At 55.9% G+C, this 13,145-nt stretch carries 12 protein-coding genes; 9 read left to right on the top strand and 3 right to left on the bottom strand.

The features are described from left to right. Positions 1–130: 130 nt before the first annotated feature. From Q8W32_RS02955 to Q8W32_RS02945, 3 genes are all read right to left on the bottom strand, one after another. Positions 131–412, bottom strand: a complete 282-nt coding sequence (locus Q8W32_RS02955) for a YheV family putative zinc ribbon protein (protein ID WP_303431298.1) — start codon at positions 410–412, stop codon at positions 131–133. After that, a complete protein-coding gene (gene prlC, locus Q8W32_RS02950) occupies positions 412–2,487 on the bottom strand; it encodes an oligopeptidase A (RefSeq protein ID WP_303431297.1) in 2,076 nt (691 codons plus the stop codon). The genes Q8W32_RS02955 and prlC overlap by 1 nt, the downstream gene beginning before the upstream one ends. A 151-nt stretch (positions 2,488–2,638) precedes the next feature. Beyond that, entirely contained in the window at positions 2,639–3,712 is a 1,074-nt protein-coding gene (locus tag Q8W32_RS02945; RefSeq protein WP_305413638.1) for an alkene reductase, read from the bottom strand. A 146-nt stretch (positions 3,713–3,858) separates the two neighbouring features. On the opposite strand from Q8W32_RS02945, the gene Q8W32_RS02940 reads away from it, so the two are divergent. The 9 genes from Q8W32_RS02940 (at position 3,859) to Q8W32_RS02900 (ending at position 13,125) form a co-directional block, all read left to right on the top strand. Further along, positions 3,859–4,446 (top strand): gamma carbonic anhydrase family protein, encoded by a 588-nt coding sequence (locus tag Q8W32_RS02940; protein ID WP_303431295.1) that lies wholly within the window; start codon positions 3,859–3,861, stop codon positions 4,444–4,446. Between the two features lie 127 nt (positions 4,447–4,573). After that, positions 4,574–5,215, top strand: coding sequence for an LON peptidase substrate-binding domain-containing protein (locus tag Q8W32_RS02935; RefSeq protein ID WP_305413636.1), 642 nt, complete (start codon positions 4,574–4,576; stop codon positions 5,213–5,215). A gap of 435 nt (positions 5,216–5,650) precedes the next feature. Then, positions 5,651–6,604, top strand: coding sequence for an arsenosugar biosynthesis radical SAM (seleno)protein ArsS (arsS, locus tag Q8W32_RS02930; RefSeq protein WP_303431293.1), 954 nt, complete (start codon positions 5,651–5,653; stop codon positions 6,602–6,604). A gap of 18 nt (positions 6,605–6,622) precedes the next feature. Further along, positions 6,623–8,845: an FAD-dependent oxidoreductase gene (locus tag Q8W32_RS02925; protein ID WP_305413635.1), complete on the top strand. Its 2,223-nt coding sequence runs from the start codon at positions 6,623–6,625 to the stop codon at positions 8,843–8,845. Next, positions 8,838–9,845, top strand: a complete 1,008-nt coding sequence (locus Q8W32_RS02920) for a DUF547 domain-containing protein (RefSeq protein WP_305413633.1) — start codon at positions 8,838–8,840, stop codon at positions 9,843–9,845. Before Q8W32_RS02925 ends, Q8W32_RS02920 begins: the two co-directional genes overlap by 8 nt. Further along, the gene (locus tag Q8W32_RS02915) at positions 9,814–10,563 is read left to right on the top strand and encodes a TIGR04283 family arsenosugar biosynthesis glycosyltransferase (protein WP_303431289.1); all 750 of its coding nucleotides are present in this window, start codon (positions 9,814–9,816) and stop codon (positions 10,561–10,563) included. The genes Q8W32_RS02920 and Q8W32_RS02915 overlap by 32 nt, the downstream gene beginning before the upstream one ends. Continuing rightward, positions 10,560–11,204, top strand: coding sequence for a TIGR04282 family arsenosugar biosynthesis glycosyltransferase (locus tag Q8W32_RS02910; protein ID WP_305413631.1), 645 nt, complete (start codon positions 10,560–10,562; stop codon positions 11,202–11,204). Before Q8W32_RS02915 ends, Q8W32_RS02910 begins: the two co-directional genes overlap by 4 nt. Positions 11,205–11,248: 44 nt before the next feature. After that, complete coding sequence (locus tag Q8W32_RS02905) at positions 11,249–12,277, top strand: methyltransferase domain-containing protein (protein ID WP_305413630.1); 1,029 nt, start codon at positions 11,249–11,251, stop codon at positions 12,275–12,277. Positions 12,278–12,318: 41 nt separating this feature from the next. Next, the gene (locus Q8W32_RS02900; RefSeq protein WP_305413629.1) at positions 12,319–13,125 is read left to right on the top strand and encodes a sterol desaturase family protein; all 807 of its coding nucleotides are present in this window, start codon (positions 12,319–12,321) and stop codon (positions 13,123–13,125) included. The last annotated feature ends 20 nt before the right edge of the window (positions 13,126–13,145 follow it).

The raw sequence follows: 13,145 nt of genomic DNA, 5'->3' as shown, positions 1-13,145 counted from the left end.
AAACGACTCCGTGTTGGAAGATGGCCAGTCTAACCATCCCGATCGCCGTGACCAAGTTTAAAATGCGTTTCCTTACGTATACACACAGACCCGAGGCTCATTACCAGCTCCCGGGTACAGAACTCAGGGGTCAGGGGTCAGGGGTCAGACCGATAATTTTGAGCGGCTGCTCTTCATCATCCAGCAGTGCCTTGCCATCCAGCGGCGAGACCCGGGTGGTCAGCTCGGTCGCCAGGTTGTTCTGTTCATCTTCCAGCACCTGTTCCGAAGTGGTTTGGGTATAGCCACAGCTGACACATTCGCGGACTTCTTCGCCGGCTTCATTGGTGAACATCACCAGCCGGTCCATTTCAGCACATTTGGGGCATACCGCCCCGGCAATAAAGCGGCGTGGACGTCGAATTGCAGTCATCAGGCAATCTCTTCTTCAGTAGCGGATTGTGACAGGTCGATACCACAGTGACGCAGCAAGGGTTCAACCGATGGCGCCCGGCCCCGGAAGTTCTCGAACAACTGCGCCGCTGTGCGGCTGCCGCCCTGGCTGAGAATTTCATCAAGAAAACTCAAGCCGGTGTGTTTATTAAAGATCCCTTCTTCTTCGAAGCGGGAAAAGGCGTCGGCACTTAATACTTCCGCCCATTTGTAGGAGTAATACCCGGCAGCATAACCACCGGCAAAAATATGGGTAAAGCCATGCTGGAAACGACTGAACGGCACGGTTGGTACCACGGTAACCTGGCGACGCACATCGTCCAGTAACGCCTGGACATCGGCACCCTGCTCACGAAATTCGTGGTGCAAACGGAAATCAAACAAGGCAAATTCAATTTGCCGCATGGTGCCCATGGCGCTCTGGAAGTTTTTGGCAGCCAATAATTTATCGAGCAATGCTTTTGGCAACGGCTCACCGGTTTGATAGTGTCCGGAAATAAACGCCAGCGCCTCTGGCTCGTAACACCAGTTCTCCAGAAACTGGCTCGGCAGCTCCACGGCATCCCAGGCAACCCCGGAAATACCACTCACCGCCGCCACATCCATACGCGTCAGCATATGGTGCAAGCCATGACCAAATTCGTGGAACAGCGTGGTCAGTTCATCATGGGTCAACAACGCCGGTTGCTCGCCCACTGGCGGAGTGAAGTTACACACCAGATACGCCACCGGCAATTGCAGCCCGGTACTGGTATGACGCCGGGTACGGCAGACATCCATCCAGGCACCGCCGCGTTTTTTCGCCCGGGCGTACAGATCCAGATAAAAAGACGCCAGATGCTGGCCGTCTTTGTGAATCTCAAAAAAGCGGACATCCGGGTGGTAACGGTCAAACGTCTGCTGTTCCACAAACTCCAGCTCGAACAGCCGGGAGACGGTTTCAAACATGCCTTTGATGACGGTATCAACCGGCAGATAAGGACGAATATCTTCCTGCGACAAGGCATAACGCTGCTGCCGCAGTTTCTCGGCGTAGTAGCCAACATCCCAGGGTTGCAAGTCATCGGCGCCGTATTCTTCCAGCGCAAACTGCTTCAGCTCGGCAATTTCACGCTCCGCCTGAGGCTTGGCTTTTTGCGCCAGATCGTTCAGGAATTCCAGCACCTGATCCGGAGTGTCAGCCATTTTGCTGGCCAGCGACAACGCCGCGTAGCTTTCATAACCCAATAATTGGGCCTGCTCATAACGCAGTTGCAGGATTTCCAGCATCAGGGCGGAGTTATCAAACTCACCCGCATTTGGGCCCACATCGGACGCCCGCGTGACGTTGGCGGTGTACACCTCACGGCGCAACTCACGATTGTCGGCGTAGGTCAACACCGGGTAAAACGAAGGAAAATCCAGTGTGATCAGATAACCTTCCAGTTCTTTCTGCTGCGCCAGTTGCGCCAGCAATGACTTGGCACTATCCGGCAGCCCGGCCAGCTCAGCCTCATCCGTAATCTGTTTATGCCAGGCGTGGGTGGCATCCAGAACGTTCTCGCTGAACTTGCTGGTGATTTCCGACAAGCGCTGGCTGATAGCACCAAAACGCTGTTTTTTCTCGGCGGGCAAATCGACACCCGCCAGGTGAAAATCCCGCAATTCGTTATTGATGGTGGTTTGCTGCTGGACACTCAAGGTGGCAAATTCGTCCGACGCTTGCAACGCTTTGTAGGCATTACACAGTTCTGCATTCTGGCCGACTTCGGTGCTGTACTGACTCAATAATGGCAGGCAGGCGTTATAGGCTTCCCGCAGTTCATCCGAGTTATTCACGCCATTCAAATGACCCACCGGCGACCAGGCCTTGCTCAGTTCGTCATCCCACTGCTCCAGTGGTGCCACCAGGGTGTCCCAACCGGGGGTTTCACCCGATGTCTTGAGGTCGGCCAGCAATTGCGCCATGCGCTCACGATTGCGGTTCAGCAGGAATTCAATAGCAGGCTGTACATGCTCAGGCTGAATCGCCGAAAACGCAGGCAACAGCGAATCTTCAAGCAAAGGATTGGTCATGAATAGTCATCCGTAATCGAGAGGGCAATACACAGAGTATTTGGGGCAAGTAGCCACAATTCAAGCAGAATCCTGTAACGATATATTTTGACTATGAAGACAATCGCCCCGCAACCACGTCAAGCGACGCTGGCCGCAGGGCAATGACCGCTCAGGCATCCATTGATGGATAGTCGGTATAACCCTCTGCCCCCGAGGTGTAAAAAGTGTCCGGATTCGGTGTATTCAGTGCCGCACCGGCTTTGACCCGAGCTGGTAAATCCGGGTTGGCCAGCAAACCGGTACCAAAGGCCACGGCATCGGCGTGACGGGCACTGAGGGCTGCCGCCGCTTCTTCCGGGCTGTAGCCCATATTGACGATCAAGGAGCCGTTGTAATACTCACGAGCCACGGGCACGACGTCGGCGCTTTGAATACCAAAAAAATCCGCCCGCATAACGTGTAAATACGCCAGCTGGTAGCGGTTCAGCCCAGTCGCCAGATATTGCATCCAGCCCAGCGGGTCACTGTCACGCATGCTGTTAAAACTGTTTAGTGGCGACAAGCGCAACCCCACTCGACCACTGCCGATTTCTGCGGTGACAGCATCCAGAACGTCGAACAACAGCCGAGCCCGGTTTGCCAATGAGCCGCCATACGCATCCGTTCTCTGGTTCGAACTGTCCCGCAGAAACTGATCTATCAGATAGCCATTGGCACCGTGTACCTCCACACCATCAAAACCCGCACGAATGGCATTGGCTGCCGCCCGCCGGAAGTCTTGCACAATATCGGCAATCTCAGTGGTGGTTAATGCTCGGGGCACGGTATAGGGTTGTTTTCCTTCCGGGGTATACACCTCATCTTCGATTGCAATGGCACTCGCCGACACGGCTTCTTTACCATGATTGAGCAAAGGATGAGCAGCACGACCCGCGTGCCAGATCTGCATAAACACCTTGCCGCCACGGGCATGTACGGCATCAGCCGTTTGCTTCCAGGCATCCACTTGCTCGGCAGCATACACGCCGGGGTCATTCCCAAACGCCGACGTTCCTTCCGTGACCATCGTGCATTCTGTAATCACCAGACCAGCACTGGCCCGTTGTCCATAATATTCCGCCATTAATGCATTCGGCAGATGACCTACAGCCCGGCAACGGGTCAGTGGTGCCATCACAAAACGGTTAGCCAACTCAATGTCACCCAGTGACACTGGCGTAAACAACACATCCAGATTCGACATAAACAAGACCTCTAGAGAATGGTGGGGAAGCGCTAATATAAGTACAGTAAAGACGTGTTTCACCCACCCGACCCGAGACACATTGTTGCACCAGAAGACCAACAGGCCACTACAAAGCTATTATTGTTTCTGCCTGGCAACACCGCATGCATAACAGACAAGCCACCACACAGGAGTACACCACGATGAACAGCGTCCGCCGTTTTCAGGGCCAAACCCCAGACTTGGGCCAACGGGTTTTTGTTGACCGCAGCGCCGTCGTTATTGGCGACGTGCAACTGGGCGACGACAGCTCGGTCTGGCCACTGGCGGTGATTCGTGGCGATATGCACCATATTCGCATCGGCGCCCGCACCAGTGTGCAGGATGGCTCAGTGCTCCACATCACCCACGCCAGCGATTACAACCCCGGCGGCTACCCGCTGATCATTGGTGACGACGTCACCATCGGCCACCAGGCCATGCTGCACGGCTGTACCATCGGCAATCGCGTGCTGGTCGGTATGAAAGCCATGATCATGGACGGCGCTATTGTCGAAGACGACGTGATTGTCGGCGCTGGCGCGACCGTCACTCCGGGCAAGGTCCTCAAAAGCGGCTGGGTTTATATGGGAACACCGGCCAAACCGGTACGGGAAATCACCGCCAAGGAACGCAGCTTCTTTACCTACGGTGCCGGTAACTACGTCAAACTGAAAGACAAACACCTGACTGAAGGGTACGACCAGCCTTGAACCTCGCGGCGGGTGCCTGCTGCCCGCCGTAACAATCTTTCATCGTCCAACCGCAGTCATCAGGGTATAACAGACCAATCTGACCAGCGTTATACGGGCACACGCCCGTCCGTTCCGGAGACCATTTATGACCGATATCTGTATCTTCCCCATCCCGGACTGCGTGACCTTCCCTGGCACCGTCTTCCCCTTACATGTGTTCGAACCCCGTTATCGCAAGATGATCCAGCATTGTCTTGATACCCAGACACCGGTTGCTATCTGCCATACCCAAAAGCTGCTCAGCCCGGCCAAGCCCAATCAGGATCCGCACACTGCGCTGCATTCCAACCAGGCGACTTACAAGCCTTACCCGATATTTTCGGCAGGTCAGCCAGAGTTGCTCAAGGCCCTCGACGATGGCCGTTTGCTGCTTAATATTCATATTCGCCAACGCTACCGGGCTATCGCGGAAAAACAGACGCTGCCTTATATGGTCTACGACTGCGAACCCTTCCTGGACCGCGAGGCTGACCCGGACGATCACGACTACCACAAGGAACTCAAGCAGCGGATTCTCAAACGGCTGGATATCCTGGCTTTCCGCCAACCGGAATTCCAGGCGATGTACCAGGCCCACGACTGGCAAACCAAACCGGTCAACGAGTTCAGTTTCCAACTGTTTGGACTGATTGCTTTTGATGCGGACACCCAGCAACAACTGCTGGCAATGGATACCATTACCGACCGGCTCGAGCGTGCATTGGAACTGCTGCTAGGCATTGACTGATTTGGCGATTGGGCCGCCAGGGAATTATTTTCTGCTCCCACCCCTCTATCCACACAGACTGTTTACACCGCCCGTTCACATCACCTGAGTCATTGCCTTGTCCATAAAGCGGTTATTTGGCTGGGCAGTGTCCTGAGGACATCTATTTAATCCGGTGCTCACTCTGGGCCACCGGATGATTTCGAATCACGAAGCCGACTTGCACCACACTCATCCCTCTTACCCCACAAAGGCGCCAACCTGAACCGTAACCCCCTGTGACACCCCCAGGCTGCAGGCCGATATTCTGCTCCCGGGGCTTGTCCGTCGTTTGGTTGCGCATAATAAACAGTCGCAAAAAAACCTCTTTATTTGTAAGCAATCGCGCCGAGCAGCGACCACACTTATAAATAACAACCGATTAACGCCGCTTGATTACCCAAAACCGGAGCCTTTATGCACGCGACACTCCCCTTGCTGGAAGTGACTGACTTCCCTGCCCTGCAACGCCAACCACTGGAAATATTGCAGGTCAATCTGGGCTATCGCTGCAATCTCAGCTGCCTGCACTGTCACGTTAACGCCGGGCCAAACCGCACCGAAATGATGGACAGAGAGACCATCGACCTGATCGTACCGATACTAAAAGCCCGTCAGATTCACACCCTCGACCTGACTGGTGGCGCACCGGAATTACACGATGATTTCCGTTATCTGGTCAGCCAGGCCACTGCCGCTGGCGTCAAGGTCATCGACCGCTGCAACCTCACCGTATTATGCGAACCCGGGCAAGAACAACTGGCTCAATTTCTCGCCGAACACCGCGTCGAGATTGTCGCCTCCATGCCCTGCTACTCGGTGAAAAATGTCGACCAGCAACGGGGGAATGGCGTCTTCGACAAAAGCATCACCGGACTACGACTGTTGAACGAACTGGGCTACGGCAAAGCCAACAGTGGCCTGACCCTGAACCTGGTATTTAACCCTCAGGGCCCAGTATTGCCGCCCAATCAACAAGCCCTCGAAGCCGACTATCGCCGCGAGCTGAAACAACACTTTGATATCGAATTCAACCAACTGTTTGTGCTCGCCAATATGCCCATCAAACGCTTTGGTTCCACGCTGATTTCCAAGGGTCAGTTTGCCGACTATATGCAGCTGCTGAAAAGCCACCATCAGGACGACAACCTCGCTGGCGTGATGTGCCGCACGACCGTCAGCGTCGACTGGCAGGGCAATCTGTTCGACTGCGACTTTAACCAACAACTTGAAATGCCGTTAGCCGACCATGCCACCCGACACCTGCGTGATTTGTTGACCCACGACCTGAACAACCAGCCGGTCGCCGTGGCCGACCATTGTTACGGTTGTACCGCAGGCCAAGGCAGCAGCTGTGGCGGCGCACTTTAGCCCAACCTGGAGAACCCGATGAAGAAGCTTTCCCTGATACTGTTGGCGCTGGCACTGGTTGGCAGTTTTTTTTACTTCGACCTGAACCAGCTACTGACACTCGACGGCCTGAAAAACGGCTTGAGCGATTTTGAACAGCAACGTCAGGCGGAGCCTCTGCTCAGCGGCGGTTTGTTCCTGCTGGCCTATATCGTGATGGCAGCCCTGTCGCTACCCGGCGCGGCGATCATGACCCTTGCCGCAGGAGCCCTGTTCGGATTAGGCTGGGGGACGCTGATTGCATCGTTCGCCAGCTCCATCGGTGCCACGCTGGCATTCCTCGCCTCACGCTATCTATTGCAAGACACCGTACAAAAACGTTTTGGCGAGCGCCTGCAAGCCATTAACGATGGTGTCCGCCAAGACGGCGCTTTTTATCTGTTTACCTTGCGTCTGGTACCGGTCTTTCCCTTCTTTCTGATCAACCTGTTGATGGGACTAACCCCTGTCCGGGCCGCCACATTTTACGGCGTCAGTCAGCTCGGCATGCTGGCCGGCACTGCAGTATACGTTAACGCAGGCACCCAGTTATCGCAGCTGCAAAGCCTGTCTGGCATCTTGTCACCATCGCTGATTTTATCCTTTGCCCTGCTGGGCTTGTTCCCGTTGCTAGCCAAAAAACTGCTGGCCGTCATCAAAGCCAGACGTGTCTACGATGGCTACAAAAAACCCCGTCATTTTGACCGTAACCTGATAGTGATTGGAGCCGGTGCCGGTGGTTTGGTATCGGCGTATATCGCCGCCGCCGTCAAAGCCAAAGTGACCCTGATTGAAGCCAACAAGATGGGGGGTGACTGCCTCAACTATGGCTGTGTCCCCAGCAAGGCCCTGATCAAAAGCGCCAAGGTCGCGCATCAGATTCGCCATGCCGAACACTATGGCCTGACAGCAGAGACACCAGCAACCGACGTCCCCCGCTTCTCGTTCCGTACTATCATGGCGCGGGTGCATCAGGTGATTCAGGCCATCGAACCCCACGACAGCGTCGAGCGTTACACCAAACTCGGTGTTGAGGTCATGCAGGGTTACGCCAAACTGATTGACCCCTGGACCGTTGAAATTCGTCGCCCGTCGTCCACCGGTGGGGAAGACGAGGTTCAGCATCTGACCAGCCGTTCAGTCATTATTGCCACTGGCGCTCGCCCGACGATCCCGGATATTCCTGGCCTGAATGAAGTTGGTTACGTCACCAGCGATACATTATGGGACACCTTTGCCCAGCTGGATCAAGCCCCAAAACGCTTGGTGGTACTGGGAGGCGGCCCGATCGGCTGCGAGCTGGCCCAAAGCTTTGCCCGTCTCGGCTCTCAGGTTACGCAAATTGAACGTGGCCCACGCATTCTGGCACGGGAAGACGAAGACGTGTCCACCCTGGCTGCCGATTCATTACAACAAGATGGCGTCACGCTGCTGACCCATCATCGCGTCGTGCGTTGCGAACAGGTCGAGACTGAAACAGGCGTTAGCAAGCGTATTGTTCTGGTCGCCCATGACCCGGCCAAGCCGTCTCAGGAGACGACAGAAATCACCCTGGAATTTGACCAGCTACTGTGTGCCATCGGCCGCAGTGCCCGGCTGAACGGCTATGGCCTCGAAAATCTTAATATCGAAACCAACCGCACCCTGGTCACCAACGAATATCTGGAAACGCTCTACCCCAATATCTTTGCTGCCGGGGATGTGGTTGGGCCGTATCAGTTTACCCACGTTGCCGCCCACCAGGCCTGGTACGCTGCGGTGAATGCACTGTTTGGCTCATTCAAGAAATTCCGCGTCGATTATCGCGTCATCCCGGCCACGACCTTTCTTGACCCTGAAATTGCCCGGGTTGGCCTCAACGAGCAAGAAGCCAAAGCCCAAGGCATCGATTATGAAATCAGCCAATACAACCTCGACGACCTCGATCGGGCCATCACCGACGGTGCCGCCCATGGCTTTGTCAAAGTACTGACCGTGCCAGGTAAAGATCGCATTCTCGGCGTCACCATTGTTGGTGAACATGGCGGCGATCTACTGGCCGAATTTGTACTGGCCATGAAACACAACCTGGGACTCAACAAGGTGCTTGGCACCATCCACGCTTACCCAACCTGGGCCGAAGCCAATAAATACGTCGCTGGCGAATGGAAGCGGGCACATGCACCAGAGCGCGTACTGGCCTGGCTGGAACGCTACCATAACTGGAGACGCGGCAATGCCTGATACTCACGAGATTCACCGTCAAGTTCATCCTCCAATGGCAGAACCAGGAGTGCGAGGCGCTCGTCAACGCCGGCCCAAACGGGTTATGGCCAGTGGCCTGGCCCTACTGTTTTCGCTGCTGGGTTCACTGCCTGTCCAGGCTGACACCGCGGCACCTGACCAGCCTGGCGCCAGCGATCAGGTTATCGACGCAGGGCAAACGGTTAATGCCGGACAAGCCGTACATACCGAACAAGCAATGGACAACAGTGAAGCTGGACCAGCCTTCGACCATACCCAATGGAATCAGCTGCTCAGCCGTTATGTACACACCACTGCCGATGGCCAATCCACCCAGGTGGATTATCAAGGCATCAATGCCGAACGACCGTTACTGACGCAGTATCTGGAAGCGCTCGCGACCGTATCAGAAGCCGATTTCCAGCAATGGCACAAAGACGAACAACTGGCCTTCCTGATCAATGCCTATAACGCCTGGACGGTCGAACGCATTCTGACCTCCTGGCCCAACCTGGACTCCATCAAAGACCTGGGTAATTTTTTCAGCTCACCCTGGAGCAAGGAAATTATCCCTTTATTGGGCCAAACCCGCTCGCTGGATGATATTGAACACACGCTGATTCGACAGCCCGGACGCTACAACAACCCGTTGATTCACTTTGCCGTGAACTGCGCCAGCATAGGCTGTCCGCCCTTACGGGCAGAAGCCTACAGCGGCGCCCAGCTCGACATTCAGCTGAATGAGCAGACGCGCCAGTTCCTCAGCAACCGTCAGCAAAACCGCCTCGATGGCGACGTTCTGGCAGTCTCCTCGATTTTCAAATGGTATCGCGAGGATTTTGAACAGGGCTGGAAAGGCTACCAACGGCTGGAAGATTTCTTCCTTCACTATCATGCCGCCCTAGCATTACCAGACGACGCCATTCAACGCTTGCAAGCAGGCCAACAAGACATCGAGTATCTGGACTATGACTGGCGACTTAACCGCACCCTGCCCTGAGCACCGGATACCGGAGCACAGCCCGGTGCTGTCCATCATCGTCCCGATGCTGAACGAAGCCGGCTCCCTGCCCGACTTGCTGGCCCATCTGACTCGCGTTAGAGAACAGATAGGCAGCCACCGCTGCGACGTTTTGCTGGTCGATGGCGGCAGCCGGGACGATTCGGTCGCCATTGCCACCCAAGCCGGGTTCCGGGTAGTACCGTCAGCCCGTGGCCGGGCCAGACAAATGAACACCGGCGCTCAGCATACCCAAGGGCACTTGCTGCTGTTCCTGCATGCCGATACCCGGCTACCGGAACAGCCACACCAGGTGATCGAGCCACTGCTTCAACATCATTTATCACCACTTTGGGGACGTTTTGATGTAACGATCAGCGGTGACGCCCTGATGCTGACGGTGATTGCCACCCTGATCAACCTGCGCTCTCGCCTGAGTGGTATTGCCACCGGAGATCAGGCCATGTTCGTCAGCCGTACCTTGTTCGACCACGTTGGCCAGTTTCCCGACCAGCCACTGATGGAAGATATCGAGCTGTCCAAGCGTCTGAAGCGCCAACAACGCCCACACTGCCTGCGCGCCCAGGTACACACCTCAGGCCGCCGCTGGCTGCAACATGGCGTGTGGCGCACCATTTTCCTGATGTGGCGGTTACGCTGGGCTTACTGGCGCGGCGCGCCGGCAGAACAACTGGCAAAGGAATACAACAAAACATGAGCAAACCTAACACCCGTACACGACTGGTAATCATGGCCAAAGCGCCACTGCCGGGTTACGCCAAAACCCGGCTGATTCCGGCCCTGGGAGAACAGGGGTCTGCCCAACTGGCCCAGCGCCTGCTGCAACACACTCTCACCGAAGCACTGGCCGCCGGAATTGGCCCGGTTGAACTGTGTGTCAGCCCTTCGGTACACCATCCGATCTGGTCGACTCTGGCACTGCCAGCTCTCGTCACCCTCAGTGAACAAGGCGGTGGCGATCTTGGCCAGCGCCTCAACCGGGTCGTACACCGTGCGACCGCCGCCGGTGAAGCCATACTGTTGATAGGCACCGATTGCCCCGGCCTGAACCGTGACCATTTACAGGCAGCCGCACATGCTCTCGATAGCCATGACACCTGCCTCACGCCCGTTAGCGATGGCGGCTATACCTTGCTCGGATTACGGCAACCGCTGGACAGCCTGTTTACCAATATGCCCTGGAGTACCGCCGCCGTGGCACAACTCAGCCGTGAACGCATTCTGGCTGACCAGCGCACCCTGGCCGAACAACCCATGCTGCACGATATCGACGAACCCGACGACCTGCGCCATCTGCCCAGCCACTGGCTGGTGACAGAAGCGCTCAACGCCTGCTGATTACCCATCGACCTCACAACCAGCCCCGCTCCGGAGCCACTGATATGCATGACATCGTTCAAGACTACTACGGCAAACAGCTACATAGCTCCGCCGACCTGAAAACCACCGCCTGCTGCGACCCAACCGCCATGCCGGGCTGGCTCAAACCCCTGCTGGCCGCCATTCACCCGGAAGTATTAACCCGCTACTACGGCTGCGGACTGGTATGCCCAACCCAATTACGCGGTTGCCGGATTCTCGACCTCGGTTGTGGTGCCGGTCGTGATGTTTACGCCCTGGCTCAGCTGGCCGGGCCTGAAGGTGAAGTGATTGGTGTCGATATGACCGACGAACAACTGGCCGTTGCACGCCAACATCAAGACTGGCACGCCGATGCATTTGGTTTTTCCAACGTTCGTTTTATTCAAGGCTTTATCGAAAAACTCGACGAACTCGGTCTGGAACCTGAGTCATTCGACGTCATTGTTTCCAACTGCGTGATCAACCTCTCCCCCGACAAAGCCGCCGTACTGAAAGGCGTCCATCAACTGCTGAAACCCGGTGGTGAATTTTTCTTCTCCGATGTGTATTCCGACCGCCGCGTCCCCGCTGCCGTACGTAACGACCCGGTGTTATATGGCGAATGCCTGGGCGGCGCCCTGTATACCCAAGATTTCCTGCGGCTCTCAAAAGCCAATGGCTTTGCTGACCCGCGTTTAGTCGAGGCTCACCCGCTGGAAATCACCGACGATGCCCTGGCCTTGTCGACCGGCAATTTACGCTTCTCTTCCGCCACCTATCGACTGTTCAAACTCGAAGGGCTGGAAAGTGAATGCGAAGACTATGGCCAGGCTGTTATCTATAACGGCACCCAGACCCTGTCGCCTCACTGTTTTGAACTGGACAGCCATCACCGCATCGAAGCCGGACGCCTGTTCCCGGTATGCGGCAACACCTGGAAAATGCTGCACGATACCCGCTTTGCAGAACATTTCCGTTTTATCGGTGACTTCAGCCAGCACTTCGGGTTATTTGAAGGCTGTGGCAATGCGCTACCGGAAACCGACACCAATACCCAGGCCTGCTGCTGACAGGCTACCAACACAGACCTCAAGGACCCACAGGACAGACCATGACCGACTGGCAGACATATGAACCGATCATCCGTACCAGCGTCTTTTTTGGGGTCTTGTTGTTGATGGCGTTACTGGAAATGCTCCAGCCACGCCGACCGCTCCACGCCAGCAAACCACAACGCTGGCTCAACAACCTCGGCCTCGTCGTTCTCAACAGCCTGATACTGCGACTGCTGTTTCCTGCCGCTGCCGTCGGCATCGCCCTGCTGGCCGAACAACACCATTGGGGACTACTGCATACCCCACTGCTTGAACAGCTGCCCAGCCCCCTGCTGCTGGTTGCGACCATCCTGCTATTGGACTACCTGATTTGGGCGCAACACCGGGTTTTTCACGCCGTGCCGTTATTATGGCGATTACACCGCATGCACCACACCGATCTTGATATCGACGTCACCACCGCCCTGCGTTTTCATCCGCTGGAAATACTGCTGTCGATGCTGATCAAAACCGCCGTTATCACCCTGCTTGGCTTACCGGCACTGGCCGTCCTGCTGTTTGAAATCCTGCTGAACGCCTCTGCCATGTTTAACCACGCCAACATCAGGTTGCCCGACCGCCTCGACCGCCACCTGCGACGGATCATCGTTACCCCCGATATGCACCGCGTGCATCATTCCTGGCACCCAGCTGAAACCCACTCCAACTTCGGCTTCTTCCTGAGTGTATGGGATCAGCTGTTTGGCACCTACGTCCCCCAACCCAAGGATGGCCACCTCAATATGACCATTGGCCTGAAACAATATCGACAGCCTCAGGATTCAAGGATTGATCAGTTATTAATACAACCATTCAGGGAGTGAGAGGAGAGAGAAGAGCGGAT

The organism is Oceanobacter sp. 3_MG-2023, assembly GCF_030688925.1.
In the GTDB taxonomy this organism is placed as follows: Bacteria; Pseudomonadota; Gammaproteobacteria; order Pseudomonadales; family Oceanobacteraceae; genus Oceanobacter.
Note: the sequence above shows the minus strand (reverse complement) of the source record. Positions and strands in the feature narration are given on the sequence as shown.